Source organism: Pseudomonas sp. NPDC087612 (assembly GCF_044743505.1).
In the GTDB taxonomy this organism is placed as follows: domain Bacteria; phylum Pseudomonadota; class Gammaproteobacteria; order Pseudomonadales; family Pseudomonadaceae; genus Aquipseudomonas.
In genome coordinates, this window is record NZ_JBIUWO010000009.1 from 1 (window position 1) to 25,702 (window position 25,702).

Genomic DNA, 25,702 nt, shown 5'->3' on the forward strand with positions numbered 1-25,702 from the left:
CAAGCAAGCAAGCAAGCAAGCAAGCAAGCAAGCAAGCAAGCAAGCAAGCAAGCAAGCAAGCAAGCAAGCAAGCAAGCAAGCAAGCAATTATAAGCCAAAAACATTATTGGTGGCAAGCACTTTAAGCATACTTTACGGCTGCGCGCCTACTTTTCCGATCGCAAGCACCTTTTTTTCGGAGGACTGCAAAGACCATCAAAGACTCTCAACCTTGAATAATGATTCTTATGAGAATCTCAAGCAAAAACACCCGGAATATTACTGGGAGTTTGTTGAGGGACAAAATAAAAAATGACAACCTCTAAAATTATAGCACCATTGTTTCTATGCTGGCTTTCCAGTAGTGCGTTTGCGAATTGCAGCTACTCAAACTCAGGAAGCACAGCAGTCTCAATACTGATAAATATCAATTCAACCCTGACACTCCCCAGAGACACACCAAACAACTCAACCCTCTATGAATCACCAACACAAACCGCAACTAACGGAGCGACCTTCAAATGTGATAGCGTGACAGCCTGGGGAGTAAAAAACAGTGTTGGGAGCGACTCACCAATTACAACAACATTCCCTATCGGGGATACCGGGCTTGGCTGGCAGTGGATATATCAAAAAAAAGGCCCACTGCAAGGCTATGGGGGGGCTAAATCACTTCCCGCTGGTAGCTACACATACACAGGTTCAGAAAATGCGATCAGGATCATCAAAATAGGGCAGATAAAAAGTAATGCAAAAATACCAGCGGGCGTTATCGGCCATATAAAAACCGCAGACCTATATGGAATTTCACTGCGCATAGCAAATGAAGTGACATTTGTGTCTCAGTCCTGCGAGTCCCCTGACGTAAAAGTAGACATGGGCGACCATGACGTAAGCACATTTCTTAGAGAAGGGTCGCACTCCAGACCCACAAGCTTCAGTATAAAGCTACTCAACTGCCCAACCGGAATCAATAAAGTACAATATCAACTAATAACCACAAGTGGCTCTCCAGCCTTGAGCTCCAGCACTGGCGTCGTAGCGCTTAACAAAAGTTCTACAGCTAAAGGAATTGCACTGCAGCTGATGGACGATACGCAGCAACCGATTGAATTTGGTAAAAACTATGTTTTCCACGACTATTCTTCAACAGGAGGTAGCTTCAATATCCCACTGACTGCCCGTTATCTTCGAATTCTGCCGAGCGGTGATGCAAGTCAACATGATCCTGGTATGGCTGCAGGAACAGCTAATGCTGAAGTCACATTTGTTATGAGCTACCTGTAAGCCATTCTCCTTTAGTGGATGGTCGTACTATCACCATCGACGACGTCCACGTCGAGACCTACACAAAGTTTCCCCCTTCGCCCCACTGCATCACCTGGCCGGGGCGTAGCCATGATCGCCACAATCGCCCAGCCCATCCCCGCCGTGAAGTACGCGGCGGCCATGGCCACGTCCACTGGTCGGCCCTGAGGCGTTTATCGCGTAAACAAGCGTCTACTAATGGTCATGCCCTCTGGCTCTACGAGCAAGAAGCCAATTGAGGTGTGCCACCCATGAGACGCATCCAGAAGATCACCCAGCAGCGCCGCCGGCAGTTGCATGTTCACTTGCCGGCCAGCGGATTAAAAGAGACGTCTTATGGCGGTGGACCAGGCCGAGCGCGACCGGCGCAGGCGCGAGAAGTCCGCGAAGGTGCAGGAAAAAGACCTGCGTTTGAAGGTTCGACCACGGACTGAACAGGTCCTACTGGAACTGATGGAGTGGACCGGGATTGAGGAACAGGCGCGGACTGAAATGCTGCGGCTATCGGCAAGGAAACGAACTGGCCAGCACCTTCGCGCGACGGACCCGGGGGATGAGGTTATTGGCGCCGAAACCTAATCCAGCGCCCCGGTTATCACTTCGTAGATTATGCCCGTGGCAGTAGCAACGAGAATTAGGTCTGTTCCAGCTTGTTGCCACTCATAGCCATCGTAGCGCGGTAGATGGCCAAGAAGTCTCCCGTCGAGCTTTTTGGCAATGCCAGGAGGAAGTGGTTTTCCTCGTGCCAGGTTCTTCTGGATGCCAGGCGGTAATGCTGGACCTGGACTCCAATAACTGTGGTAGCTGTTCAGTACGTTTAGGACGCTACCGCGATCAATACTCGGGCCGTGATCCCAGTCACTCTGTCCTGAACTCTTTCCCTTCGCCCCGCTACCTTGGTTGCCGTGGCCTTGAGAATTTTGAGAGTTACCCTTTCCGTTGCCTTGCCCTTTTCCATTACCGGGGTCAGCGAATGCGCCGACCGAGCCTGTGATTAAGACAAGGCTTGTAAGCAATGAGGCCTTTGTGCGGAAGCGCACATACAGTCTGCCTCGATAGGGATAAGATAAGCGGATACTCTTGTACTTTTCGGAGAACTAGTATGCGAGCTGACCTAAGCACTGGAATCTCAGAGGGAGGTAGTCTGACCACATCCCCCCCAATGTTTCGGCATCCTTATAAGTCACCTCACCTTATTAGTGAATCTAGAGCCGAACCCCTACCAAACACTCTACCACCAGAAGAAGAAAGACAACTCAACACCTTATTAGGTAAACGCATGAAAATAAAGAAAGGCTGTGCGCTTTTTCATGCGAATGACCCACTGCACTTCCTTTATACTGTAAGCGCGGGTACTTTCAAGACGTGCTTAAGTGACAACGAAGGCCGCGAGCGCGTGACAAATTTCTTTATGCCTAGCGACATGATTGGGCTTGACGCTATCAGTACCGAGCGGCATACCTGCAGCGCATTTGCACTAGAGGATAGCGTAGTATTTCCTATATCGTATTATCGCTGGATTTTACTTCCCGGAGACTTCCCAACTATAAAGCAGAGTCTGACCCAACTTCTTAGCCGGGAAATTATTCATGATCATGAAATGCTGTTAATGTTGTGCAGCCTCAACGCCGACGGCCGCCTAGCCAACTTCCTAGTTTCATTATCAAGCCGATTCGTCAAACGTGGCTATTCCGCTAACAAATTTGTACTGAGCATGTCTCGACGCGATATAGGCTCTTACCTAGGCCTTAGGCTTGAAACCATCTGCAGAAGTATAAACTCCCTGAGGACTCTCAATATCGTAAAATTCACAGGACGATCAGTGGAGATAGTTGACATGCTAGCTCTCAAAGCAGTTGAACAGGGTTGCGAAAAACGCAATAAACGTTGGTCGATTGGTCATTGCTTTTAGGTCTTTTTCAGCACAAATTCAAAGCACGCCATAACAATCAGAACCCGCAGCAAAGCGATTAATTAGGGTCGACAAGGGGGCGGGGAAACTCAGCCGATTCAGTGAATCGTAGGTGAGGCGTGACCAAGAACGTGAATCTGATAGTCCGAAACCGCCTGAAACAGAGACTCAGGTAACACGCGCAGGCGCTCTACTTCCTCGCTCGGAGCACCGCTGACGCTTGCCAAAATTCCTTAATGGTATCGATGACCTGCTAAATCAGCGGCTCGCCCGCCTCAATAACTACCGCCAAGTTCTTCTTCAAACTACTGCTCCGCGTGTTTGATCAGCGCAGTATAGGACGCCTCACAGGCCAGCCCAGCTATTCGGGCTCGGTCATAAGCTTTCGCCAGCTCTCCCGCTCGAGCATCAGCCCGTGCGAGCATGTCGGAGAGCACCATGGCGGCGCGGGTGGCTGCCTGGCCTCGGGCGGCAGCGGCGGAATCTGCGGCGCACTTGCTTGCGGCCGCGGCATATCGGCACCAAGCTAAACACCATGATCGAGCGCATGACCTGGGAGCTGTCCGATGCCTTGGTAGAAAACACCGATCTGAAGAATCAGCATATTGGGGGCTGCCCTGCTACCTGGGGCGGATTGCCGCCGAAGGGTTAGCGCTCAGTGCAGCGTGCGTGCAGGTCCGCCAAGCGACCGTAGCTGATACTCAGTGACAGCATGATAGAGTGATTCGGCCTCCAGGCGTAGGCGCTCGATTTCTGCCGCTGGTTCGTCGGCGTCCTGGGCGGCTTGGTAGCGCCGTTGCGCGTCGATTGCCTGCTGAATCAGTGGCTCGCCGGCCTCGATAACTCCCGTCAGGGTCTTCTTCACGCTCGCCGCTCCAGTAATTTGATCAAGCAGTATAGGCCAATAGCGATTCAGGCCTTGCTGTGGGGCGGCAAGACCAGTGACGATCACCAATGTCTGCTTTCGGCCAAAAGGAGCCCATCAGATGTGTCCAGGAAATCAGGGAAGATTCATATGCGCGATGCCATGAAAGGACAGCGATAATGCCGCTTATTCGACGCAAACAACAGACGCTTCTGCACTAGGGAATTCATGCTGTGTTATATAGAGCTGTCCGTTCAGAGCTGCGTAATTTGTTTTCTCTTTTAAAAAAGGGCGAATTTCCGTTTCTGCTTTAAGTGGACCGCACAACTCGCTCGCCCGTCTCTTGACAAAACCAACAACTTGTTCTTGTTTGTTGTAACCGTTACCTTCAAAAGTCACTGTATAGGTATTGGCACCTGTTTTTACGTCGCTGTATCCCCCTTCGTACATTGTCGAGCCTTTAGGAGCATATGGAATACCGGAACAAGCCGAAATAATTACGCAAGAAGCGATTAATGAGAATTTAGATTTTTTTATCATGTATAAACCTGAAAGATTGGCTCTGGAACGATTTTAGACTTGCTCAAGAGGAACGCGATATGGTTAGCGACAAGCCTCGCATTCCCATAAAATTCAGAGCAGCATTCAGAATGCTACTATTTAGCCATCAGCGTGTCCAATGTCCGATTCTGCGCTGAAAAATAGACCTTGCCGAACGGCTACTTCGGGTCGAAAGCGGTCTGTCGCGAATGGCAGCTTTCGACCCATAGCTGTCATTCAAGGCATGCAGAAAGCGATCATCAACAGGCGAAAAACTGATTGATTACCTCTTGGGCCGACTAGATAGGGAGATTGGCGCGGTGGAGCTACACAGTGAGCGTTTAAACATGAGGCAGATAATCGAAGATGACTGGCCGCTGTTCCTCGCGCTGCACGGCGATCAGCGTGTCACCCGATACGTCTGCGATACGCAAACACAATCCGAAGTCCGCGAAAGGTTCGAGTCAAGGCTGCCCCTGTGGTTGCCCGGCTCAACGCACTGGCTATGCCTCGTCATGTTCGATCCACATATCCAAGAAGCTATCGGTGTGACAGGTCTGAAGCTGGCAGAGCCGACCGGCTCGACAGCTGAAGTCGGCTATATGTTGCTCCCGCAATTTCAAGGCAAAGGGTATGGTTCTGAATCTCTACAAGCAGTGATCAGCTATGCCCGAGATGTTCTTTGTTTGGATGCACTCAAGGGCGTCGTTACCGATGGAAATATCGGGTCATGTCGTGTGTTAGAAAAATGCGGTTTTGTGCTTGAAGAACGGCACGCCGATGCCTTCTGCATTGGTGAGCAACTATTTGACGACTTGGTCTATTTGAATCGAATAGGCAGGTGTCTAGAGGGACGCTAATCTGCCTGGTTCAGCCTTTGATCTGTGGCAGCTATTGGCCGATTGCTGCCCTTCGCGAAAGCCCGCTTTGGGTCGAAAGCACTCTCTGTACTGCTTACTTCCCGATGCCTCGTGCGTAGGCCTGGCACGCTCGCAGGGCAATCAATCCTTGGTCACCGGCATCGGTGATGGCGACAATTCGTTGAGCAGCCGCTGCGTCAAGTTCTCCTCTCTTGGCTCCATGAACCAAGCCGCCGGCGGCGGTGGTGGCTGACATCCCACAACCACTACCCTGGGCTGGGGCGGCGAGTAAGACTGACAGCCGGAGATCAGAAGTAGCGAGGCGATCGCGTAGGCGAGCCTGGGTTGCTTGAGCATTGGTTAGCTCCTGATGGTGGGTTTTATCGTTGGCCTGTAGCCGATCTTCAAGGGTGCGGCGCAGGGCCTGCTCTGCGTCCTGCCAGTTGATCACCGCCACAGCAGCGGCCTCTCGTTCAGCCTGGAATTCATTGGCCTGCTTCTCGCTCTTAGCCTGCCATTCCGCATCCATGGTCGAACGCCCGTGCTCGTAAGCTCCCCGGACCGCCCAGACAACCAGCGCCAGCGAAACCGCGGCACCAATCGTGCGCGCACTGATCATGCCGCCTCCAGAAAGAGCTTCCGCTCAGCCTCACGCCGGCGAACAAGGCCAGCCAGAACCTTGCCACCGGCTTTGTTCCAACGCGGGAACTGCTCAGCAGCGCCTGCATAGTCTCCACTGTTCAGCAGACGCAACAGCGTCGACGACTCAAGATTGGCCGAGCCCAGGTTGTAGGTAAAGCTGATCAAGGCATCATGCTGGTTGGTGGTTAGCGGCACCTTCACCAGGCGCTCAACTTCCACTTCGAAACGCGGCACATCATTGGCCAGCATCCGCTCGGCCTGGTCCTTGGTGATCGACATTCCAGGTTTGATGCCGCGCGTGGTGCCATAGCCGATCGTCCACACGCCAACGGCGTCCTGGTAGGACTGCAGACGCAGCCCCTCGAAGGATTTGATGAGGTTGAGGCCTCGTTGGGAAGTTCGCATACATTTACTCCAGATAAGAAAAAGCCCCGACAGTGCGGGGCTTATTGGGCGTGTTCCGCCTCTTGTGGCGGCGGCGCGGTAGCATCCTCGGGGCTTGGCGGCCAGTCGATTGACAAGGGGTAATCGGGCTGCTGGTCCAGGCGATTCAGGGCGATGCGGTAGCGCCTCCAGGCCAGCAGCGCTTCCTGCTCATGCGCTGATGCCTCGCCGAGGTCTACCGCATCCTGCAGGGGCGCAATGCGAGTCGAGGCATAGGCCAACTTCTCGTCGCGCAAGGCCAACCCTTTGGTGCGGATACTCTCGTTCTGCGCCACGGTATCCAGTACCCAGGCGGCGCCGTCCCAGTAATAGAATTCGCCTGGGTATTCCTGGCGGGTCAGTTCGGGAGGCAGCTCGCCAAGGACGCTGTACTCCGTTGCATTGCCGGTCGCCACCTCGTAGACGGTGCCTCGGTTGTCCTCAACCAGGGCCCAGGCATTGCGGGCCAGATCACGAACCACGGCATGGCCTGGCACGGCTTCAGGCGGCGTCTCAAGGTAGGCATACGCTGGAATCAACCAGTGCTCGGCGTCGAGCGGGTCCGGGTCTGCCACACCCTGGCCAATGTACTGCAGGGTTTCAGGGTGTGCGTTGTAGATGATTGGAGCGTCCATTTAAGGCCTCTTCAGTATTTGATACAGGCAAGCAGTGCGATGTTGCGCGGACGCGCTTCGCTGCCGCCATCTGCGTGAATCGTTATGCCGTGAACGTGGTCGGCAACAGCGGCCGCAGTACCAACCACGGGGTGCGCGTGGTTACCACCAGAAGAAGTGAAGTTCCTCCATGCAGTAACCCCGGCGGTGTTGCCCGCCAGCGATACAGCGGTTTCTCCCGGGGCGATGCTGCCGAAGCCCCCCACCCCCACCAGATCAGCGGCGTTTGCAACGGCAGTGGCGGTACCGCTTACAGAGTGGGCATGCCCACCCGCAGCGGAAACCGTGCCGCCGTGCACGTGGTTCGCGTTCTGGCCCGCTTGAATAGAGCCAAGCGCGCGCCCAGGGTCAACGCCGCGTCCTTCATCAAAGCAGCGGATAAACTCCCCGCGCAGGTCCGGTACGTTGAAGGTGCTGTAGCCATCGCCGGCACCGCCAAACGTCCCGATAGCCGCGAACAACGCCGCGTAAGTGGTTCGACTGATCACCGCGCCGTTCGCTTTGAGGAATCCGGGCGGTGGGTTGGCACCAGGGAAGTACACAATGGTTCCAGGTGGCGTGTTGTTGTCGAGCCGCGTCCAGGCGTTCCACTGCTCCCCGTAACAGCTACGGGCATAGACGGCATTGCCCTGGTTGTACTGGATGGCCAATTGAGAGCGGTTCGCTCCCGGGGCCAGGTACCCGTAAAACGTCGTGGTGATATGCCAGTAGTACCTGTTATCCGGCGTGTTGGCGTGCTGGGTCAAAATGACTTGGTTCACGGCCAGGTTGGGGTCTTGATCAACCGGCCCCTGATTCATGCCACTGGCTGCCGTAAGTGCTGCGGCCAGGCCTGAGATGTCCGCCATGGCATGATTGTGCGACGCTGCTGCAGCGCCCAGGGTGTCCCGCGCGGTTGCAGTATTAGCGGCGCCAAGAAGCCCGCGCATCAGTGCCGACAGCGGCGCCATAGCGAACTGATCTACCCCGGTGCTGAAAATGATCTGATTTGCTGCTGTGCTCAGCGCTGCCAGAGCCGACAGGGTGTTATCCATCGGCTGCTTACTTGCCAGCGCATTGGTCATTGTCGTGGCAAAGTTTGGGTCGTTGCCCAGTGCGTTTGCCAACTCGACCAGCGTGTCGAGTGCGCCAGGGGCGGCGCCGATCACGCCATTGATCACGCTTTTAACCCAGGCGGTGTTCGCAATCTGGGTGTCATTCGCCGCTGCTGCAGCGGTCGGCACTTTCGGTGCGCCGGTAAAGCTCGGGCTGTCGATCGGTGCCTTGCTGGCCAGCGCGGCATTGATCGCCTCCAGGTCAGCGATAGTCAGTGCCCGTGACCACTTCATTGACTCGGGGCCTCCCGGGGGCTTGGCGAACTCGCCAAACCAGACCCGGTGCCCGTATTCAAAAACAATAAAGTTCGTCATGTCGGCACGCGGCGTGCTGGCAATAACCCCCAGCAGCACCGAGCCCGTTCCAGCCGGCGCGTTGGGCGTCGGCGCCGACGTTGCCGCACCGTTTGCCTGGTAGAAACCACCCGGCACAATTGCCTTGAAGTCAGGCAGTGCCGGCGCTTTCGTGGCGTCCAAGCCCACTTGGCCAATTTTCAAGGCGTCGGTAATGCCCATGCCGGCGAGCGTGTCCGGGTTCGATGCGCTCACTACGCGGCCGTCAGTGGCTACCTTGACCTTGGTGTACTCGCCTGCAGCCACGCCAGTACGCCCCAAGGCCGGGGCGAAGTTCAGCGGGGTGCTGCCCAGCGTCGGCGGCACCAGGTTGGTCAGCTGCCAGGTAGTGCCGCCGTTGGCCGTGCCGCTCTGCACAGGCACTAGGTGGCCCGGGATGCATTCAACGCTTTCGTTGGCGTCCTGGGCGCGCACCCAGGCCCCGGCCGCTGCGGTGTAGATCCAGTTCTGTGCGGCGTTGACTTGGTTCTTCACCAACACCCGGTCGCCGGCCAGCACGCTCACGCCATCAATGTTCTGCAGACCGCTCAGGGCGATAGGCCCCGTGGTCGCGCAGCGCACCGAACGCTTGGCATCGGTCGCGGTGATGGTCTGAATCGCCTTGAGCAGCTGGCTCAAGTCGCCTTCGGTCGGCGTCATGCCGGCCGAGAGGATCACGTTCAGGATCTCTTCGGTGACAGCGTTGCCCCAATGCGCCGGGATCAGCGAACCGATCTGGCCGAGGGTTGGGTTTTCGTCCACAAACTTGCCGTCCACCAGGCCAACGCCGGGCGTACTCTTGGGGTAGTCCATCAGGGTTTATCCGTATTGAATGAATTCGAGGGTGTGCGCCGGCGCCGAACGCCTGATCACACATTCCAGGGCACCACTTGGGTTCATCCCGAAGCGTTGCCCCCAGTAGCTCGCGCCAAAGCGGCGCCCGAGGCGCAGGCGCGGCCCGGTTTCTAGGGTCCACATAAACTGGGCGGTCCAGGTCCCGAAGTGCGCGGCGCCAAAGCGTGACCGGCCAAAGCGTGGCGCGCGGTGCTCGACCACCCGGGCCTGCGTGTAACCCAGGCTGAAAGCCAGCTCGACAAAGTACGCCGGCGTCTGCCCGCCGACCTCGACCAGCCGGCGACGCACTGCCAGTTGCCGGTCATCGAAGGTCGGCGACTCGCCCAGGCAGGGATCAGGCAGTTTCATGACCCGTTCCCAGTCCGGTACCAGCTCGCGCACGGTGTCCGGCTCGCTCTCGGTGAGCAGGTCCGCCACCCGCAAATCCTCGCGGGCCAGCTCCTGGGCGGCGGCAGCCAACAGCGCGTCAACCTGCGGGTTAAGCTCACGGTCCCAGGCCGGGCCCGGGGGCAGTAGCGCGCGCAATTGCCCGCGGTAGTCCTCTGCCGTCCTTACAGCCACAGCACACCCCCATAGGTCAGCAGCTCATGGGCGGCGGCCGACACGTTGCCCACTGGCGCGGTCAGGGTGTGGTCCCGCTCGCCGGCGGCGCCGCTGATTGCCTCGCTGATATGCGTGGCCAGCAGCTCGGCGCCCAACTCCGACTCGCGGTTGTGCAGATCGATCAACGCCGCCTCGACCGCCCGCCGAACCGCGCTGCTGTCGGGGGTAACCTTGAGCTGGTACTGCACCGGCTTTTCTGCCGGCGGCAGCACGTACACCTCAGCCGTTACCGGCCGTTCTTTCTCGATGTAGGCCGCCACCTTCGCGCAGGCCTCGGCGTTGGGGATGATGTCGATATCGCCGTCACGCACAAAGAACACCCCCACCGTGCCGGGGCCCATCCAGCGGCGTACCACCCAGGCCCGCGTCACCCCGGCCACCTCAAGCGCCCAGGTGACGTAATCGTCTTTACTGCCGCCGTGCGGGATCACCTGATAAGAGCGGATCACCCGGCCGCGCAGTGTCTCGATACTCTCCTGCTCGGTACCGCCCTGCAGGCCGGGCTCCTCAACGGTGAAGACCTCATTGAGCCCGAGCACCGGACTGATAAGCCGCAGCGTGGTACCGGCCGGGGTATTGCCCAGCAGGCCGGCTTCCAGGGCTTCCAGCTTGGCCACACCCTGGGCGGCGCTCAGCTTGACCGTGGCCACCACCCGAAAGCGTGCCCCGTCATCACGCTGCAGCAGCGTGCCGGCATCGAGCAGCGCCGAGACGGCACCGGTAAAGGTCGCGGTGCCGCTGGCCGCAACTGCCGCCAGGCGGTCACGCTTGAGCCGCGCACGGGCCATGCGGCGCAGCGTGTCTTCATCGGCCGTGTCCGGCAGGATCTGCGCGGCGATGTATTCCTGATGCCCATAGCGAGCAAAGGAAGCGCCGCCCAGCACTCGGGCCAGCACTTCCGCGTCAGACCGTAGCAGCGCACTGGAGCCCGCCAAGTCGGCCTGCGCCCGAGCGATCAGCCCGGGTAACGTCGGGGTTTCAAACGGCATTGATCACCTGCCAGAGATTGTCGAGTTTCAGGTCTATGGCGGTGCCGTCCTTCATCGACAGCACCACCAGCATGTTCAGCCGGTCCACCCCGCGCGCGGTCGTTACGCTAACGCTGGTCACCCGCCCGTCCTCCAGCATCCAGGCCAGCGCCTCCCGGGCGAAGGCCACCGCGTCGCGCTCGGTGTCGGCGGTCAGCGTGCGCCGGCGCAGTTGCCACAGGCGCGAGCCAATGCGGTCATTGGCCAGGGTGGGGAAGCTGTCGCCCCACCAGCCATACCGCTGGCTGTCGTCCAAGCGGTCGTCAGCCTCGGCGCGGCGCCAGGTCAAAAGACTGATCACCGCCGCCCGGCGCCAGGCGCTTTCGCAGGCGTCGTCATTGAGCAATGCCATATCAGCCCTCCGGTACCGGCTTTTTGTCCGAGCCTTCGTGAACGTGCAGGGACGTGCTCACGCCGGCGGCGATCTGGTCGCCGGCCGATTCGATACGCCCCGTGGTGCGAATGACCGGCGTGTCGAACTCAACCGCCGTTTCCGCCTTGACCTTGAGGGTCAGCGTGCTGACCTCGATCACGCGGTCACGCTTGAAGTGCAGGTAGTCGCCTTCGTCGGTGTACAACGCCACCTCGCCGCTTTTGAGCCCCTGCAGACGAAAGCGCCGGTCGGACACACAAATCACCACCCCATGCGAGCGGTCGCCGTTCAGAAAGGCCGCCAGGGCCTCCGCGCCGGGTTGGGGATTTGAAGTCAGGCCGTAGGGCTCGAAGTGCTCCATGCCGTCTTTCACTTCATCAGCAGTCAGCCGCATTTGCAGGCCCTGCATCTTGCTGCCGGCGTTCACCAGCGACAGCACGCCCCGGGCCAGGAAGTTTTTAAATCCACTCATGTGCCAGGCTTCCAGTCAGCGGGGATCAGGTATTCGAAGTTGTCCGCCTTGCCGCCCTTCTTCAACTTGCGGGCTTTGTGCGGGTCTTTCGGTTCGGGGTCGAAGGCATCCGGCGGGCCTACGGTGATGTTGGCCACCGTGCCGTTGTCGTCCAGGCTGTATTCGATTTCGCTGATCAGCATGTCGCGGTCGATGCCGATCAGGCCATCGACCACCCGCACGACCATGTTGGGCAGCCATAGCGCGCCGTTGGACTGCCGCCACCCCTGCACCTTGTATTGCAGGGTCAGCGCCTTGCCCATGCGGTTACCGCGCTCCCAGTTGGCCCGCGCCTCGGCGAGCGTCGGCGTCATCTGGCCGCTTTCGTGGATCAGCAGCACCCGCTTGCGCGTGGCGCGCGGATCAGTGACCGACGCCCTCACCTCCGAGGCCTTTTCGGCGAATTCCTCATCCGTGCCCGAGCGCTGGCCGGTCACCCGGTATTCAGAAAACACCCCGGAAAAGTCCAGGGCGGCCGAACCGGTCAGGATGTTTTGCCCCAGCTCCAGGCGGTCAACCGCACGGCCGGCGCTCCCCGGCCGGATGATCACCAATCGGCCGCGGGCATCGTCGGTCGAGAGCAGCCGGGAAAGCGTCAACAGGCGGTCGATCGACTCGAACACCGTTTCTCCCGGCTCGATGCTGTGATCGGCCAACTTCGTGGTTTCGGCCGCCTGGCTCTGCACCTGCACCCCGTAGGGTTCGGCCAGGGCTTGGACGATCTTTTGCACGCTCTGCCCGCGCCATTGCCCAGGTTTGTTGATCGCCGAGCAGTCGACCAGATCAGACGTCACCGAGCGGCCGGCAATGGCCCGATTGACCGACTTGCTGTCGTAGCTAACCGGTGTGCTGTAAATCCAGCCCGATAGCACCAGGTCATCACCAATGCGCACTTGGCAGTAGTCACCCTGGCGCACCGGAATTTCGGTGTCCTGGCCGGGCCAGCGCCAGGTAACGTCGAGCTTGAAGTCTCGGCTCTGCCGCTCGATCCCGGCGCTGATGCTGACTTTTGTCCAGCCGCGATAATCCAGGCCGTTCACGCTCAGCGTGACAGTGTTCAGGTTGTCCATGGGTTTAATCCTGGGCGACGGTCAACACACCCGGCGGCAGGAAGCCCGGGTGTATGGCCTTGTTACGCGTAACGATTTCGCCGGCGCGCGTGGCGTCGCCGAAACACTGATAAGCCAGCACCAACGCCGGCAAACTTTCCTGCGTCGTCACCTCGGTCAGGCGAACGCCCGAGCGGGCCACCTCGGTCAGGTGCCCGGTAACGTGCTTGCGCACGGCTTCCAGCACCTCAAAGTGATCATGCGATGCGGTCTGCGCCGCCTCCCACAGCGCGGCACCGATGGCGTCACGAATCAGCACCACCTCATCGGCCGCCGGCACCTCCGGGCGCTGGATCGGCGCCGCCACCTGCTGGGCCAGGGACGGGCTACCGGGCAGCGGCGCCGGCGCAGCGATCACCGGCATAACCGCCGCCGTGCGCGCGGCCAGCACAAGCAAGGCATCGCGCACAAGCTCGCGGGCCGCCTTGACGACTGCGACCGTAGCCGCGCCGCCGGCAGTGTTGCTGATTGCCTTGTCGGTAGCAGCCTCGGCGGCCAGCGCCCTGGCCGTTTCGACTTGGCCGGTGATATCCCGGGTTGCCGTCACGAAAGTGGTAAAGACCGGCTCAACCTCAGCCAGGCCGGCGACCGTGCGGGCAAACTCCGGGTCGGCCTCAAGGTCCGCCGCCGCGTTGCCGCCGCCCCCTCCACTGCTGCCGTTACCACCGCCGCCGCTCGATCCGCCACCGCCGCTACCCGTGCCGCCACTGCCGCCGGCACCAGAGCCAGAACTGCCACCGCCGGTACCACCCGACGAACCGCCGGCACTGCCCGAACCGCCCGAAGACGGCGCCCATCGGTAGCCCGAGGAGCGCGAATGGCCGCCGATATCGGCAAACTGCGCCCGGATCATCGCGGCGAAGTTGCCCGGGGCGTTGATCAGCATGTCAGCCAGCGCCTCGACGGAACCGACCAGGGCGACCAACTGGCCGAATTCCTGATAGATCGCCATTTGAATGCCGGCAATGCCGTTTTGCAGGGCCACCACCGCCAGGCGCGCCCGATTCACCACCGACATTGCTGCCTTGTATCGGCTGATCGCCGACTCAAGCAGGCTTTCCGATGATTCCTCAAGCTGCCGTGCAGTGTTCGGCACGCCGGCCGGGAAACCCTTCTCCCCGGCTTCGATGAACACCAGGTCAAAGCGCGCCATGCCGCCTTCGCGGCGCTCGTGGGTGACCTCGCAATCCCCCGCCGTTACGTTCATGCGCCCGAACCAGGGATGCACCAGCTCCCCCGGGCCGGGCTCATCCAGCGCTTTCAGCAGGTCGTCCCGCTTTACCAGGTAGTCATCACCAATCACAAAGGCCGTTAGCTTGGTCGTCCGCGTGCGCCGGCCCATATCCTCAACCAGCGGCTTGTCCCGTTGGGGATACTCATGCAACTGCGTGCGCCGGCCGACCGGCATGGCGTCGCTGTCCACATGAAACGGCACCCCGCGAAAGGAGGCCGGGTGCAGCTCATCCCGCCAGGTTCTTTCCATTGTCACCCCCTCAACGAGCGGTAGCCGACTTGCGGGGTTACCGTCAGGCCGGGTTGATTGGTTTGAGGCTGGTCCACACGCATACCCGCCGGGGCGTTCTCAAAGCGCACCAGCATGGAACCTTCCAGATTGGTTTTCTGCGTGGCCGCCGCCTGCTGCACCAGCGACCCGCGCGCGGCTGGCAAACTGGCCGCTGCCGCTAACTGCCCCGCCGATGCGCCCGAGCGTGGCGGTCGGGCCAACTGCTGGGCCGCCTGGGCGGCTTTGAGCATGTCCGCCGGGGTCACCCCCTTGGGTTGCTCAAACTGCGGCACCTTCGGCATCGCTGGCAGCGGCGCCGGTGCAGGGTGCTGCGTCAGTTCGCGGGCCTTGGTTGGCACCACCTGCAGCACCGGGCTCGGCACTTTGGGCGGGGCTACCTGCAGCACCGGAGTCGGAACTTTGGGCGCCTCAGCCTTCGGCACCTGGGCTGCGGCCGGCCGCTGTTCGGCTTCCGGCAGCATGTCCTGCGGGCCCACCTTGGGCACCAGGGCAAGCCTGGGCGGCGCCGGTGCCGGCACTGCAGCAGCGGCGACCGCCGGCGGTGTTGCCGGTACCGGCGGTGCCGGAGGCCATTTTGCGGCATCTGAAAGCGCCGGAGCGGGTGCCGGCGATACCGGCAGCGGTTGCGGCAGCGGTTGCGGTACCGGTTGCGGCTTCAGCAGCGGCAGCGGTGCTACAGGCGCCTCAGCTCCTGGCGCACGCAACAAACTGGCCACGCTGGTTGCCGCCGGCATCAACTCCGGCGCCGGCGCAATCGGCTTGACCAGTTGCCCCGGCGCCGGGTGATTAACCTCATTACGGGCCTTCTGCTGCTCCGTCCAGGCATTGACCTTATCCGTCGCCGCGTTGACCACGCCGGAACCATCAGACTCGAAGCCAAGGAACTTCATCATCGGTTCAATGATGGGCCGCAGCTTCTCCCATAGGCTGCGGAAAAATCCGGTGATCGGCTCCCAGTGCTTGATGATCATGCCCAGCGGCGACCAGTCAAACACCGACTTCAGGAAGTCGAAGAACGGCACAGAAAAGGCTTTGACCAGCTCCCACAGGGCGCCGAAGAACCCGCTGATCGGCTCCCAGTTGGCGACAATCTGCCCCAGCGGCGACCAGGCAAAGGCCGTTTTCATCCAGCCCCATACCACCATCGCGGGCCCCTGAATCCGTGCCCAAATGGCCTCGAAATACGGCGCCACCGTCGCCCAGTTGGCGATCACCAGGCCGGCAGCTACAGCGATGCCACGCACCACCAGGCCAATCGGGCTCATGCTGGCAACGCCATTCATCAGCGTCAGCGCAGCGGTTGCTGCTGCCGTGGCCAGGCGCAGCACGGTAAAGCCCGCTGCCGCGCCGATAATGCCTTTGATCAGCCACGGGTTGGCCCCGGCAAGCTCGGTCACCTTGCCAATGATCGGCCCCACGGTAGCCATGAACTCGTTAAACGGCGGCAGCAGCACACTGCCAACCGTGATGCCCAACCGGGTCACCTGGTTCCGCAGGAGCTGCATGGTGTTTTGCGTGGTCGCCGCGCGGGCCGTGTACTCGGCCTCCATCGAGCCGGCATAGGCCGTGGCGTCGCCGACCTTTTCCAGGTTGCCGCTCAGCAGCTGCAAGTTAGTCACCAGCGGCGTGATAGCTGCCACCGACTCACTGCCAAAAAGGTTGGTCAGCAGCGCCGGACGCTTCGCAGCGTCCACCTGGGAGATCCGCTTGAGCAGGTCCAGCATGGTGGCCTGGGAATCCTTCTGCATCGCTTGCGCGACCTGCTTGGAGTCCAGGCGTAACGACTTGAAGGCCTCGGCCTGCGACTTGGTAGCCGCCGAGCCCTTAGTCATCGCCAACATGAAGTTCTTGATGCCAGTCGCAGCCACGTCTTGTTTGACGCCGACGCCTGCCATGGTCGCGCCGATGGCCGCAACCTGTGCCGACGACAGGCCCGCCACCTCGCCCAGTGCGCCCACCTCCGTGATGATCGCTGAAATCTGCTTGGTGTTCGCCGGCCCGGTGTTGCCCAGGTAGTTGATCTTGTCGGCCAGCGCGACCACTTCCGTCTGGTTCATGCGGAACGCCGTCCGCCACTTCGCCATCATTTCCCCGGACTGCTCGGCCGTCTGATCGAACGCGACGCCCATTTTTACCGCGTCTTCAGCAAACTGCTTCAGCTCCCCTCGCGCAATGCCCGACTGGCCGCCGGCGGCAACAATCTGCGCGATGCCCTCGGCCGCCATCGGCAGGCGTTCGGACAGGTCCAACACGTCGTCGCTCATCGCCTTGAACTGCTCGGGCGAATCGAAGTTAACCACCTTCTTCACGTCCGCCATGGCGCTTTCAAAGCCCATCGCGGCCTGCACCCCCATGACAAACGGGGCCGCTATGGCCCCGCCTTGGATCGCATCCATGAAGGTGATCTTGCCAAGGCCCGAGCTGTTCAACTGCTTGCGCAAGTTGGCTGCGTTCTTGCGAACCCCGCTCAGCACCGGCGACAGCTTGTCGACGCCGGTAATAAGCGCTTTGAGCTGGAACTTATCCGCCATTGCCGCCCCCTACTAACGCCTGAATTCGCCAGGCGTTTTCCTCACTCTCGAACAACACGTCGAGCGGCCAGGCCGTGACCTCACCCGGGCTGACTTTCCAGTACCAGGCCAGGTCGTAGGCCAGTTCGATCAGTCCGTCGATTGAGCTGAAGCGGGGGCCATGAAAAAACCAATGACCATCCACGCCAGGGTGTTCAGGTCGGACAGGTCCAACTGGTTAACCGAGCTGGGCGGGATGCCGGCGCAGACGGCGATGTACTTCGACGCGGTTTCGACATCTGCAATGGGGTAGCCGCTTTCGCCCATGGTGTACGGCAGAAGTTTGATGGCCCGGACCTCCTGCACTGTCGGGCGGCGCAGGTTCAGTTCAGTGACTTCCTCGGCGTGGGCTTGAATGGGGGCGTTCAGCTTGTGGGTTACGGTGCTCATTACTGCCAGTCTCCTGCAATGCCTTCAAACTTCAGCGCGACTTTTGCGTCATCGCCGGTCACTTTGGTTTCATCAACCAGATACGCGCCGCTCAGCACGTAGCTACTACCGTCGGCCAACTCGGCGGTAATGGTCATGTTGGTGGCGTTGGCCAACTTGGCCCGGGGGAAGTTGCGCGTTTTAACCGCATCGACGCTGATGTAGGGCACCAGGTCTTCTTCCTTGTAGAAGCCCCGCGTGATGGTTTCGCGCTTCTTGTCCGACAGCGGGCATTCCACGCCGCCGGTGATCGTGAGCTGTTCACCGTCGGCCTTGACGTAACAAGTACCCGCGACTTTCTGACCCATGAAAGGATCTCCCATAAAAAAGCCCGCACTAGGCGGGCAGGAGTTGAACGAAAAGGGTTACACCGCTTCGGGGTACTGCAGGCGGAACTGATACGCCAGGGCGAACACCCGCAGCTGATTGACCAGATCCGGCGGGAACAGGACGCTGACACGGTTGGGGTTACGCGGATCGCGCTCGACCACCAGGTATTCCTTGAACAGCTCGCTGTTCTCGACAATGCCGTCACGCTCGAGCGCGCCATAGGCGGCGATCAGTTCGCCCCGGATCACAATCGGGGTGACGATTGCCTGGCCAGCACCGAAGCGGGTACCGTCGTTGGCCAGCTTGCTGCGCCCGTACTTGCTGGTAATGATCCCGCGCAGGTAGCGGATAACGTGCGCCGACTGGTGCAGCGTCTCGCTGTCGAGGTAGGAGTCATCCGGCTGGCCCAGGTCGTTACGCTGGTAGGTCGTAACGGCGCGCTCGATGCGGTAGTTACCGCCGGTGTAACAGGCCGTGGCAATGCCGCTGGTCAGCAGCGATTGCCGCTCAGTCAGCATGAAGCGCTCGCTCGACGGCGCCGGCTCGATGCCTGCCAGCGCACCGGTTTGCGTCGGGCGCGCCGGGTCGGCACTGATGAACACGGCAGTACGCGCGGCCCACTGCGCCGCGATTTCCCAAACCGGCTGGGGCACGCCCTTTTCACAGCCGTGAATGCTCACGTGCGGGTCATTGCGCAGGCGCCCCGCCGCCACCAGCTGGCCCAGCGTGCCGCGCTTGGCGGTGTAGACGTGGCCATACAGCTGCTTTGCCCAGGACCAGCGCCCGGCGCTGTCATCCATGGCGACTTTCCAGGCATCGAGCGTCGCGGTGTCAGTCCAGGGCTGACAAATGAACTCGAATTCCTCATCACCCAGGGCCGCCAGGGCCTCGGCAATGTCCGGCGTACCGGCGCCGCCGGTCATGGCAGTGATGGTCAGCACCAGGCCGGCCGGGGTGACCTCGCCGTTATTACGGCCCAGGCGATTGAGCTGCAGCTGAATGTCGTTGCCCAGCTCACCCGAAAACTTGGCCACCAGCTTCACCGCCGTGGCTTCTGCTGTGGCCTTCACCGGCATGTCAGCCGCCGCGTTGATGCCCTCAGCCAGGGCAGCGGCCACCACGTCAGCGGTAGCGCCGGCAACGACAGGGACGCGCACGCGCTGCCCGGCAATGTACAGATTGACCAGGCCGGCCACAGTAACCGTGCCCGTTACGGTAACGTCGGCTTTCGCCGGCGTGCCGACTGCCTTGAGCGGCAAACACCAGACCTCACCGGCCGAGTCAATGGCGCGGTGCTGCTTGTGCATGGCGGCCAGCATCGAGCCATCACCCGCGATAGCGCGGGCCTCGGCGGTGCGAGCCACCAGTACCAGGCTACCGATCTCGGAGCTGTCGGCGTCGTCGTTGACCTGGCCGACCAGCAGCCGGCGCAGGGTCGAGGCGCCGCTATTGGCCTGCGAGTTGTCGACCTCGGCATAAAACAGTGGCACGCGGATGTCGGCCGGAATAGTGCTGAAACCTACGCTCATTGCGCCTTACTCCCTCGGGCTGGCTTGGATTGAGTGACGGGCTCAGGCGCCGCCACAGATTCGGGCTCCACGGCCGGGCTGGCTGCCGACGCAACCTCGACGCGCACCGCGTCACCGTCGTTGATACGGCGTTGCCAGTACGCGTCGTGGGGCACCTTGTCGCCCGCCTCCGGCAGCAGCTGGCCGCCCTTTTCCGGCATGGGGCAGAATCGCCCCGGCGCAGGTTTCACGTTGATTAGGTTCATGGGTTCAAGTCCTCTCGGGTTTCAAATTCGACCCGCCCGTCAGGCCCGCCAGGAGCCGCGTTCGGATCCCTCAGGGGGTCGATAAAGTCGTATCGCGTGTCGATGCCCTCCAGCGGAGGCAGGCCGTCAAGCTCGCGCTCGTGCCACGTCTCAGCCGGGTCACCATCACGACTCCGGCCCAACTGGAACTCAGCGCTGAAGCTGTAGCGGTAGATCACCCGGGCTCGGTTGATGAAGATCAGCGCGCCCCCGCCATAGGTGATGGCGTCGTACTCGCTGTCGGGTTTCCACCCCACCAGTGCCCGCCAGATTTCCGCGCGCAGTTCGTGCAGATCCTGCGCGGCCTCCTGGCCACGTTCATCGCTGGTGTCCAACACAACAACCACGTCGAATCCATCTGAAATAACCTGGCGGACACCGGTCTGCAGGTCATTCGGTTCTGCCTGATCGTCGGAAGCGATCACATAGGCCGATGGGTGCTGCAGCTTGGAACTGCTCGCGACTGCATCCCAGTCGATACCCGCCGCAATACGTGTGGAGAACGTCGGGCAGTAGGCGCGCAAATGCGCGACGATCACATTTAATCTCATCGTGGTTTCCGGTTTGGAGGTCAGTTCAAGGCGGCCGCAAATGCAGCTGATAGCAGCGCCTGCACCGATGATCTGGAGTCCTGCAAGGCATCCGCCATGTAGTTGTCGCGAGGGGTAATACGCCACCCAGCGGCGGCACGGGCGGCAAGAGCCAGCGCCCTATCACCCTTTGCCCGCCGGTTCGATTTGCCTTTACCCATGCCTGGAGCAAGCTTTCCGGGGCGGTTTCCTTTCTTGACCCCGTAATGCAGGTAGGCCGGATAGAACTCCTTCATGGAGCTGGTCTTGCGCGGAGCGATCCGCACGAGAAAGCCGGCCCGCGACACCTTGAAGTTGATCGATTCAAGGGTGGCGCCCGTGCGGTTGACCGGATAGCCGACTTGGCCTCTACCAAGCGCTAGGTTCATCTGCGCTCGTTGCGTGACCAGGCGGCCGGCTTTACGCATCGCCGCGCGGATCTTGGACTTGTCAAAGGCGTCACGCTCAAAACTGTCAAAGCCTTCAAAGTGCACATAGCCTTCGACCGAAGAACGGCTAGCCATAAACGCCCCCTCCAGCGGTCACCCCGCCGATCATCTCCACTTCCAACACCGTGAAACGATGGGCTCCGTTCAGATCAGCCACGCGTCGCACCCTGTAGATCTTGGCCCCGTGAACCACCTCATGATCCTCTGAGATACCGTCCAGAAAGCGAAAGGTAACGCGGTGAGTGACCTTGGCATCCAGCTGAACACCAGCAGCGTAGGCAGCGGTACCAACAGGTAAAATGGATGCCCAGCGCCAAACCTCGCCACTGAAAGCCGAGTCCAAGCCGAAGTCTTTAGCCGGCTTATCGGTGCGTTGCCGAATCATGACTCGCCGGTTTAATTCGCCCGTTGCGGGCTCCCTGAGAGCCATGGCTAAAATCTCGGCGGGACAGTGATGTCCGCTATCAGATGGTCGATAAAGCTCGAAGGCAACTCGGTCAGCGACTGGCCAACGACCATCAGCCCACGATGAGTAAAGGCCGTTTCCGCGGCCATCAGCAGCCAGCTCAAAACACCTGGGTGGGCCTCTAAGTCCACCCCGGCTCGATAGCGGATACGCAACCGGCCCGCAGGTCGGCCGGCTGGAAAGAACAGATAGCTTTCCTTCCCTCCTTGGCGGAGCTCTACCTTCCCTTCGAATTCCGTCTCCTGCCCGACATCGCCGACCGCCAGGACCGATTCGATAGCAACCACCTGGCCGACATCCAGCGAATGCCCCGACGAATACGACGCTGGCCAGTCTTCCTCATAGACCGCTTCTCGAATGGCCGCCCCGGTTTTCGATTCGGCCTGGGCGGTAACCCCGGGGATGATGATCTGATCGATCAGTTCGGGCTGCAGGTCCTCCGGCTCAGCCCTGCACTGAAAAGCCACCTGCTCCAGCGTCAGCACCGGCGCCCCTGTATAAGCGATGCGGCGAGCCATGATTACGGTTTCCCGCTTTCGTCCACTTGCTCATTGGCTTTGCCGGCAGGCGCTGAGCCCTCTTCGCCATCAGGCTTTTTGCTTGCAGGCGCAGAGCCGTCAGCACCGGCTTTGCCTTTCTTCGAAGCCGGCTTGCCCGCTTCTACTGCATAGCCTGATCCGATCAAGCTTTCAGCAACACCAGCGTCAAAGCCAGCGGTTTCACCCGCGGCATAGCCGCGCCAGTTTTTCTCGAAAGTAACGATCGTTTTGCTCATGGGATGTTCCCCGGTTTCAAGTATTGGATGCCCGGCGTGCCGGGCGAATGCCTTACAGCGAGCGGCCCCATTTGACGTCAGTCATCACCGCCACAGACTCAACGTGGCGTGGGCCAAAGTCATGCTTGGCGATCACACGCACGAGCGTCTGATCACGCTGGAAAGAACTGATGACATTGCCGCTGCCGTCCTTGTAGGTGGCTTCCTTGCTGAAATCGATGACCATGGCGTCGTCCTCGCCGATGAAGCAGTCTGCGAAGTCCGCGAAATGGATTTCCGAAGCATCGCCATCGGCGCCCAGGTTGATTGGGATCTGGGTAGTCGAGCCAACCGGAAACCCTTTCAGCATGTTTTGATCCAGCTCCGGGTAGGCCTTGTTGCCGTTACCATCACGCAGGGCCGCCAACCAGCGCTTGGTGCGGGGCGCCATGGCAAAGCCTGGTGCCGTCATGTTGGAGTTGGCATTCTCCAGACGCAGGATCAAGGCTGACAGGGCGAGCTCCACAGCCTGCAGTGTCATTTCCGCCGGTGCGGCGAACACGTTGAAGGCCGGAGCCCAAAAGCGCAGACCCTTGGGCAGGTTTCCAGTGCCGGCGCCACGCAGGAAGGACAAATCTTCAGCCGTCGCTACGGATGCCACCAGGTCGTTCACGACCAGGCGATCAACACTTGGATTAGTGCCGGAGTACGACAGCAGGTCATTACTGATCGGCACCAGGGCCGCCAGCTTCTTCGACGAGAGTTTCAGATCGTCGAACTGCATGTCGGTGGTCGGCATGTCTTCTTCAGTGCCGATGTAACCGACAACTGCACCACCCTTGATTCGTGGCACCGTCAGGTTGCCGTTATGCAGCGGCAACGACACAGCGCCCAGGCTGCGTACCACCGACTTCGGTCGCAGCAACTCGATCACTTCGCTGGAGAAGTTCTGCGGCACCAGTACGCCGCCGGCACCCGGTGTGACAGTGCTGAGCGCCATGGCGATTTCGGGGTTGTAGCCAGAATCTGCGGCCATTTTGGCGGCGGCATGCTGGTCGCCACGCGCGGCAGCCAGCACGCGCACCATCTGCGCCATGTTGGCACCTGGTACCGGCTTGGCGGTAAACGGACCGCTGATATTGCTGGGTGGACCATTCAGACCCTGAGCACTCTCGCTGACAGGAACTGCGCTTGCGGTTGCCATTCGCTCAGCGGCTTCTGCACGCGATAGCTTCTCCGTAAGAGCATTGAACTGGGTGCTGAGTTGTTCGAACTGGGCCAACTGCTCGACGCTGAGCGAGGTGCCCGCGGCTTCGAGCTGGGCCAGCGCCTGGATCTGACTGTTGAGTGTGGCGCGTTCGCTACGCAATTGAGTTACGAGGGACATACTGCCTCCTGGGCATAAAAAAACCGCCCGTAGGCGGTTGGTATCACTGCCGCGAACGCGGTCAGAGTTGGGTCTGAATGGCGAGCGCTGCGGCTTGCACACTGATTCGTTGTCGCGGTATGGCGCCTTGTCGCTGCGCGCGACTGAGTGCGACCGCTTGAGAAAGATTGTCTACCGCGAGCTGAGGCGCTTCGAGGCGATCGGCCAGGCCGGCGGCAATAGCCGCCGCGCCGCGATAGCAGGCTGCCTCGGTCGCAATGATGTCTGCCACGTCACGGTTGCGGTAATCGGCGACTTGCGTGGTAAAGAGCTGATAGCTCTCCTGCACAATATCGTTGAGCACCTGCTGGGACCGTTCGGTCAGTGGCTCGTTGGGGCTCAAGTCGTTCTTGTGCGCCCCCGCGAACACCGTGGTCACTTTCACGCCCATACCATCGAGCATCTTCGAACGATCCATGTGGCTGGCAATCACGCCGATGGACCCCACACCCGATGTCAGGCTGACCACGACTTCGGAGCAAGCAGCCGCGATCAGATAACCGCCGGAATACGCCATGAAATTGACCAGGCCGGTGATGGGCTTCACTTTGGTAGCGGCACGGATATCAGCAGCGAGTTCGAAAGCCCCCACTGCGCTGCCCCCAGGGCTGTCGATATCGAGCACGATGTGTTCAACCATCGGGTCCGCGACCGCCGTGTTCAGCGCAGCGCGCAGTCCTTCGTAGCTGGTCATCGTTTCGCAGGCATTCAAGTGACTACCGCGGCTCACCAGCACGCCATGGACCGGGATCACCTCAACGCCTGTCTGGGCGATAGCAGCGCGGCGCTGCTCTTCGCGGCGGTCCTGCTCAACCTGGTAGTCCTCTTCATCGTGGAACAGCAACGGACCAGCAGCCGCGCCGCCCACGCCTAGATTGACGATGTTCAAGCTCATGGTTTGGTTGGCCCAGCGCACCGCCAGGTCCAGCATATCGGGGGTCGTTAGCAGCGGCTGATTGAACAGCAAGCTGGCAGCGCGCAGATGTCGTTTCATGCAGCAAGCATCCTCAGGATATCGTCGCGCTGCTGCTCGAGCTGGGCGCGGACGTCAGGGTTGTTCATGTCGGGCAGGCCGTGGGCGACGTCGGTCATGTTCAGCGGCTGTAGATAGCTGTCGCCGTTGGCAACGGGCGGCATGTTTTCCAGCCGCCGGATATCGTTGATCGACAACCAGCCCCATTGCCTGCCGATCGCGTAGGCGTCGTACCGACTTTTCTGGTCGCCACGTAGCAGGCCGGAGAGGTTGAACTCGATGAAGTACTCGCGCCGCTCCGCCGGTAGCAGGAAGTCGCGCATCATTGCTTGCTCATGGCGCTTGACCCACGGCACCAGGGCAAAGATCACGTACTGGATCAGCAGCTGTTCAAGGCTGTTGTAGCTGGCCTTCTCCAGCTCGTTGATCATGTGCGGTGGAATCTTGTAAATCCGGGCGATATCCAGGCCAGTGGCCTTGAGGATGCCCAGCAACTCGGCATCGACGTTGTTCATCGACACCGGTTTGAAGGTCATGCCTTCCTGCAGCATTGCGACCTTTTTCGCATTGTCGATCCCAGAGAACTTGTTGCCCCACTGGTCGAGAATCCGATCGATACTGCCCTGCTCTTTGATGGGCGGCGCCTCGCGTGGACGCTCGATAACGCCGCTGACCGCAGTGCCATTGGCAAATGATTTGCCTGCGTATTGCCTGACCGCCTGCGCCAAGCCAACCGCATCGGCATGTAGCTCAACGGGTGAAAGGCCCGTGTAGTGATTCTTGGTGTGCCATCGCACATGATGGACCAGCCGCATAGGCAGAGGATCGTGCCCGCCAATCCGATAGACAGGCCGCAGATCTCCCCCCTTAAGTACCGTCACCTTGTCGTTGCCCAGCGGATAGAGCGCCTTAACTGAACCGTCGTCGTTGCGCTCGATGTAGCTGTAGCAATTACCGCGCAAGCCCAAGGCGAGCTGGCCAGCTTCGCGGTACTCGTAAGGGGTCTGCCAGGGGTTTGGCTGGTAGCGAAGGACGTCATAGAGCGGGTGGGCCGTAGCAGATTCGCGCTTGCCGTCACCCAGTCGGCGATACAGTTCAAGTGGCAGCTGGCCCACGCTCTCGGCCAGAAGCGTGACGCAAGTCTGCAGAACAGTAATTGCAAGCGCGCTGTCTGGAGTTACCGTAACCCCAGCCGCCGAGCGGCTAGAGCCGATCAGGCCCCGCCAAAAGCTGCTTCCCCCATCGGAGACCAGCCCCTCGTTGGCACCGAGAAGGTTGCTGAAGAACAT

Annotated in this window: 29 protein-coding genes and 3 pseudogenes; 5 read left to right on the forward strand and 27 right to left on the reverse strand. The window is 60.4% G+C overall.

Annotation, left to right across the window (positions count from 1 at the left end; genetic code table 11):
- From ACIOVF_RS18825 to ACIOVF_RS18835, 3 genes and pseudogenes are all read left to right on the forward strand, one after another.
- Positions 1-295: pseudogene (locus ACIOVF_RS18825) on the forward strand (hypothetical protein); the annotation flags it as partial.
- Positions 296-510: 215 nt separating this feature from the next.
- Positions 511-1,266, forward strand: coding sequence for a fimbrial protein (locus tag ACIOVF_RS18830; RefSeq protein WP_401291438.1), 756 nt, complete (start codon positions 511-513; stop codon positions 1,264-1,266).
- 357 nt (positions 1,267-1,623) lie between these two features.
- Positions 1,624-1,827: pseudogene (locus ACIOVF_RS18835) on the forward strand (hypothetical protein); the annotation flags it as partial.
- Between the two features lie 35 nt (positions 1,828-1,862).
- Here ACIOVF_RS18835 and ACIOVF_RS18840 read toward each other — a convergent pair.
- Complete coding sequence (locus ACIOVF_RS18840; protein WP_401291441.1) at positions 1,863-2,327, reverse strand: anti-virulence regulator CigR family protein; 465 nt, start codon at positions 2,325-2,327, stop codon at positions 1,863-1,865.
- A gap of 239 nt (positions 2,328-2,566) precedes the next feature.
- Between ACIOVF_RS18840 and ACIOVF_RS18845 the strand changes: the two genes are divergently transcribed.
- Positions 2,567-3,199 carry a cyclic nucleotide-binding domain-containing protein gene (locus tag ACIOVF_RS18845; RefSeq protein ID WP_401291444.1) on the forward strand — a complete coding sequence of 211 codons (633 nt, stop codon included), beginning with the start codon at positions 2,567-2,569 and terminating at the stop codon, positions 3,197-3,199.
- A 305-nt stretch (positions 3,200-3,504) separates the two neighbouring features.
- On the opposite strand, the pseudogene ACIOVF_RS18850 reads toward ACIOVF_RS18845, so the two are convergent.
- From ACIOVF_RS18850 to ACIOVF_RS18860, 3 genes and pseudogenes are all read right to left on the reverse strand, one after another.
- Positions 3,505-3,717, reverse strand: a pseudogene (locus ACIOVF_RS18850) (DUF2514 family protein); the annotation flags it as partial.
- Positions 3,718-3,854: 137 nt separating this feature from the next.
- Complete coding sequence (locus ACIOVF_RS18855) at positions 3,855-4,064, reverse strand: hypothetical protein (RefSeq protein ID WP_401291447.1); 210 nt, start codon at positions 4,062-4,064, stop codon at positions 3,855-3,857.
- A 186-nt stretch (positions 4,065-4,250) separates the two neighbouring features.
- A complete protein-coding gene (locus ACIOVF_RS18860; RefSeq protein WP_401291450.1) occupies positions 4,251-4,604 on the reverse strand; it encodes a CC0125/CC1285 family lipoprotein in 354 nt (117 codons plus the stop codon).
- A 347-nt stretch (positions 4,605-4,951) separates the two neighbouring features.
- On the opposite strand from ACIOVF_RS18860, the gene ACIOVF_RS18865 reads away from it, so the two are divergent.
- Positions 4,952-5,464: a GNAT family N-acetyltransferase gene (locus tag ACIOVF_RS18865; protein WP_213570595.1), complete on the forward strand. Its 513-nt coding sequence runs from the start codon at positions 4,952-4,954 to the stop codon at positions 5,462-5,464.
- A 94-nt stretch (positions 5,465-5,558) separates the two neighbouring features.
- Here the strand turns inward: ACIOVF_RS18865 and ACIOVF_RS18870 are convergent, their stop codons facing one another.
- The 23 genes from ACIOVF_RS18870 to ACIOVF_RS18980 form a co-directional block, all read right to left on the reverse strand.
- Positions 5,559-5,993 (reverse strand): lysis protein, encoded by a 435-nt coding sequence (locus tag ACIOVF_RS18870; RefSeq protein WP_401292059.1) that lies wholly within the window; start codon positions 5,991-5,993, stop codon positions 5,559-5,561.
- An 86-nt stretch (positions 5,994-6,079) separates the two neighbouring features.
- The gene (locus ACIOVF_RS18875) at positions 6,080-6,511 is read right to left on the reverse strand and encodes a lysozyme (RefSeq protein WP_401291454.1); all 432 of its coding nucleotides are present in this window, start codon (positions 6,509-6,511) and stop codon (positions 6,080-6,082) included.
- 41 nt (positions 6,512-6,552) lie between these two features.
- The gene (locus ACIOVF_RS18880) at positions 6,553-7,164 is read right to left on the reverse strand and encodes a tail fiber assembly protein (protein WP_401291457.1); all 612 of its coding nucleotides are present in this window, start codon (positions 7,162-7,164) and stop codon (positions 6,553-6,555) included.
- Positions 7,165-7,175: 11 nt separating this feature from the next.
- Positions 7,176-9,443 (reverse strand): tail fiber protein, encoded by a 2,268-nt coding sequence (locus ACIOVF_RS18885; protein WP_401291460.1) that lies wholly within the window; start codon positions 9,441-9,443, stop codon positions 7,176-7,178.
- 6 nt (positions 9,444-9,449) lie between these two features.
- Positions 9,450-10,046, reverse strand: coding sequence for a YmfQ family protein (locus ACIOVF_RS18890; protein ID WP_401291463.1), 597 nt, complete (start codon positions 10,044-10,046; stop codon positions 9,450-9,452).
- A complete protein-coding gene (locus ACIOVF_RS18895) occupies positions 10,037-11,077 on the reverse strand; it encodes a baseplate J/gp47 family protein (protein ID WP_045201461.1) in 1,041 nt (346 codons plus the stop codon). Before ACIOVF_RS18895 ends, ACIOVF_RS18890 begins: the two co-directional genes overlap by 10 nt.
- Positions 11,067-11,462 carry a phage GP46 family protein gene (locus ACIOVF_RS18900; RefSeq protein WP_177414895.1) on the reverse strand — a complete coding sequence of 132 codons (396 nt, stop codon included), beginning with the start codon at positions 11,460-11,462 and terminating at the stop codon, positions 11,067-11,069. Before ACIOVF_RS18900 ends, ACIOVF_RS18895 begins: the two co-directional genes overlap by 11 nt.
- A gap of 7 nt (positions 11,463-11,469) precedes the next feature.
- Entirely contained in the window at positions 11,470-11,961 is a 492-nt protein-coding gene (locus ACIOVF_RS18905) for a phage baseplate assembly protein V (protein ID WP_195883550.1), read from the reverse strand.
- Positions 11,958-13,070: a phage baseplate assembly protein gene (locus tag ACIOVF_RS18910; protein WP_401291467.1), complete on the reverse strand. Its 1,113-nt coding sequence runs from the start codon at positions 13,068-13,070 to the stop codon at positions 11,958-11,960. The genes ACIOVF_RS18905 and ACIOVF_RS18910 overlap by 4 nt, the downstream gene beginning before the upstream one ends.
- 4 nt (positions 13,071-13,074) lie before the next feature.
- Positions 13,075-14,592 (reverse strand): DNA circularization protein, encoded by a 1,518-nt coding sequence (locus tag ACIOVF_RS18915; RefSeq protein ID WP_401291470.1) that lies wholly within the window; start codon positions 14,590-14,592, stop codon positions 13,075-13,077.
- Positions 14,593-14,594: 2 nt separating this feature from the next.
- Positions 14,595-17,165, reverse strand: coding sequence for a phage tail tape measure protein (locus tag ACIOVF_RS18920; RefSeq protein ID WP_401291473.1), 2,571 nt, complete (start codon positions 17,163-17,165; stop codon positions 14,595-14,597).
- A 129-nt stretch (positions 17,166-17,294) separates the two neighbouring features.
- Positions 17,295-17,594 (reverse strand): phage tail assembly protein, encoded by a 300-nt coding sequence (locus ACIOVF_RS18925; protein WP_134063860.1) that lies wholly within the window; start codon positions 17,592-17,594, stop codon positions 17,295-17,297.
- Positions 17,594-17,941, reverse strand: coding sequence for a phage tail tube protein (locus ACIOVF_RS18930; RefSeq protein WP_134063862.1), 348 nt, complete (start codon positions 17,939-17,941; stop codon positions 17,594-17,596). The genes ACIOVF_RS18925 and ACIOVF_RS18930 overlap by 1 nt, the downstream gene beginning before the upstream one ends.
- A 57-nt stretch (positions 17,942-17,998) precedes the next feature.
- Positions 17,999-19,492 carry a phage tail sheath subtilisin-like domain-containing protein gene (locus ACIOVF_RS18935; protein WP_401291478.1) on the reverse strand — a complete coding sequence of 498 codons (1,494 nt, stop codon included), beginning with the start codon at positions 19,490-19,492 and terminating at the stop codon, positions 17,999-18,001.
- The gene (locus ACIOVF_RS18940; RefSeq protein ID WP_401291481.1) at positions 19,489-19,737 is read right to left on the reverse strand and encodes a DUF2635 domain-containing protein; all 249 of its coding nucleotides are present in this window, start codon (positions 19,735-19,737) and stop codon (positions 19,489-19,491) included. The genes ACIOVF_RS18935 and ACIOVF_RS18940 overlap by 4 nt, the downstream gene beginning before the upstream one ends.
- Complete coding sequence (locus ACIOVF_RS18945) at positions 19,734-20,327, reverse strand: hypothetical protein (RefSeq protein WP_401291484.1); 594 nt, start codon at positions 20,325-20,327, stop codon at positions 19,734-19,736. Before ACIOVF_RS18945 ends, ACIOVF_RS18940 begins: the two co-directional genes overlap by 4 nt.
- 20 nt (positions 20,328-20,347) lie before the next feature.
- Positions 20,348-20,869, reverse strand: a complete 522-nt coding sequence (locus ACIOVF_RS18950) for a hypothetical protein (protein ID WP_401291487.1) — start codon at positions 20,867-20,869, stop codon at positions 20,348-20,350.
- A complete protein-coding gene (locus ACIOVF_RS18955) occupies positions 20,862-21,179 on the reverse strand; it encodes a head-tail adaptor protein (RefSeq protein WP_240047884.1) in 318 nt (105 codons plus the stop codon). The genes ACIOVF_RS18950 and ACIOVF_RS18955 overlap by 8 nt, the downstream gene beginning before the upstream one ends.
- Before the next feature lie 47 nt (positions 21,180-21,226).
- Positions 21,227-21,778: a hypothetical protein gene (locus ACIOVF_RS18960; RefSeq protein WP_401291490.1), complete on the reverse strand. Its 552-nt coding sequence runs from the start codon at positions 21,776-21,778 to the stop codon at positions 21,227-21,229.
- Positions 21,779-21,780: 2 nt separating this feature from the next.
- Positions 21,781-22,035: a hypothetical protein gene (locus tag ACIOVF_RS18965; RefSeq protein WP_401291492.1), complete on the reverse strand. Its 255-nt coding sequence runs from the start codon at positions 22,033-22,035 to the stop codon at positions 21,781-21,783.
- Between the two features lie 52 nt (positions 22,036-22,087).
- The gene (locus ACIOVF_RS18970; RefSeq protein ID WP_401291495.1) at positions 22,088-23,401 is read right to left on the reverse strand and encodes a phage major capsid protein; all 1,314 of its coding nucleotides are present in this window, start codon (positions 23,399-23,401) and stop codon (positions 22,088-22,090) included.
- 61 nt (positions 23,402-23,462) lie between these two features.
- Positions 23,463-24,434 carry a S49 family peptidase gene (locus tag ACIOVF_RS18975; RefSeq protein WP_401291498.1) on the reverse strand — a complete coding sequence of 324 codons (972 nt, stop codon included), beginning with the start codon at positions 24,432-24,434 and terminating at the stop codon, positions 23,463-23,465.
- Positions 24,431-25,702, reverse strand: a complete 1,272-nt coding sequence (locus tag ACIOVF_RS18980; RefSeq protein WP_045201446.1) for a phage portal protein — start codon at positions 25,700-25,702, stop codon at positions 24,431-24,433. Before ACIOVF_RS18980 ends, ACIOVF_RS18975 begins: the two co-directional genes overlap by 4 nt.

Excerpts from the sequence above, each read along its gene's own strand:
- ACIOVF_RS18845 (WP_401291444.1), top strand. The coding sequence starts at position 2,567 with ATGAAAATAAAGAAAGGCTGTGCGCTTTTTCATGCGAATGACCCACTG.
- ACIOVF_RS18860 (WP_401291450.1), bottom strand. The coding sequence starts at position 4,604 with ATGATAAAAAAATCTAAATTCTCATTAATCGCTTCTTGCGTAATTATT.
- ACIOVF_RS18865 (WP_213570595.1), top strand. The coding sequence starts at position 4,952 with ATGAGGCAGATAATCGAAGATGACTGGCCGCTGTTCCTCGCGCTGCAC.
- ACIOVF_RS18870 (WP_401292059.1), bottom strand. The coding sequence starts at position 5,993 with ATGGATGCGGAATGGCAGGCTAAGAGCGAGAAGCAGGCCAATGAATTC.
- ACIOVF_RS18875 (WP_401291454.1), bottom strand. The coding sequence starts at position 6,511 with ATGCGAACTTCCCAACGAGGCCTCAACCTCATCAAATCCTTCGAGGGG.
- ACIOVF_RS18880 (WP_401291457.1), bottom strand. The coding sequence starts at position 7,164 with ATGGACGCTCCAATCATCTACAACGCACACCCTGAAACCCTGCAGTAC.
- ACIOVF_RS18885 (WP_401291460.1), bottom strand. The coding sequence starts at position 9,443 with ATGGACTACCCCAAGAGTACGCCCGGCGTTGGCCTGGTGGACGGCAAG.
- ACIOVF_RS18895 (WP_045201461.1), bottom strand. The coding sequence starts at position 11,077 with ATGCCGTTTGAAACCCCGACGTTACCCGGGCTGATCGCTCGGGCGCAG.
- ACIOVF_RS18905 (WP_195883550.1), bottom strand. The coding sequence starts at position 11,961 with ATGAGTGGATTTAAAAACTTCCTGGCCCGGGGCGTGCTGTCGCTGGTG.
- ACIOVF_RS18910 (WP_401291467.1), bottom strand. The coding sequence starts at position 13,070 with ATGGACAACCTGAACACTGTCACGCTGAGCGTGAACGGCCTGGATTAT.
- ACIOVF_RS18915 (WP_401291470.1), bottom strand. The coding sequence starts at position 14,592 with ATGGAAAGAACCTGGCGGGATGAGCTGCACCCGGCCTCCTTTCGCGGG.
- ACIOVF_RS18920 (WP_401291473.1), bottom strand. The coding sequence starts at position 17,165 with ATGGCGGATAAGTTCCAGCTCAAAGCGCTTATTACCGGCGTCGACAAG.
- ACIOVF_RS18925 (WP_134063860.1), bottom strand. The coding sequence starts at position 17,594 with ATGAGCACCGTAACCCACAAGCTGAACGCCCCCATTCAAGCCCACGCC.
- ACIOVF_RS18930 (WP_134063862.1), bottom strand. The coding sequence starts at position 17,941 with ATGGGTCAGAAAGTCGCGGGTACTTGTTACGTCAAGGCCGACGGTGAA.
- ACIOVF_RS18935 (WP_401291478.1), bottom strand. The coding sequence starts at position 19,492 with ATGAGCGTAGGTTTCAGCACTATTCCGGCCGACATCCGCGTGCCACTG.
- ACIOVF_RS18940 (WP_401291481.1), bottom strand. The coding sequence starts at position 19,737 with ATGAACCTAATCAACGTGAAACCTGCGCCGGGGCGATTCTGCCCCATG.
- ACIOVF_RS18945 (WP_401291484.1), bottom strand. The coding sequence starts at position 20,327 with ATGAGATTAAATGTGATCGTCGCGCATTTGCGCGCCTACTGCCCGACG.
- ACIOVF_RS18950 (WP_401291487.1), bottom strand. The coding sequence starts at position 20,869 with ATGGCTAGCCGTTCTTCGGTCGAAGGCTATGTGCACTTTGAAGGCTTT.
- ACIOVF_RS18955 (WP_240047884.1), bottom strand. The coding sequence starts at position 21,179 with ATGATTCGGCAACGCACCGATAAGCCGGCTAAAGACTTCGGCTTGGAC.
- ACIOVF_RS18960 (WP_401291490.1), bottom strand. The coding sequence starts at position 21,778 with ATGGCTCGCCGCATCGCTTATACAGGGGCGCCGGTGCTGACGCTGGAG.
- ACIOVF_RS18965 (WP_401291492.1), bottom strand. The coding sequence starts at position 22,035 with ATGAGCAAAACGATCGTTACTTTCGAGAAAAACTGGCGCGGCTATGCC.
- ACIOVF_RS18970 (WP_401291495.1), bottom strand. The coding sequence starts at position 23,401 with ATGTCCCTCGTAACTCAATTGCGTAGCGAACGCGCCACACTCAACAGT.
- ACIOVF_RS18975 (WP_401291498.1), bottom strand. The coding sequence starts at position 24,434 with ATGAAACGACATCTGCGCGCTGCCAGCTTGCTGTTCAATCAGCCGCTG.
- ACIOVF_RS18980 (WP_045201446.1), bottom strand. The coding sequence starts at position 25,702 with ATGTTCTTCAGCAACCTTCTCGGTGCCAACGAGGGGCTGGTCTCCGAT.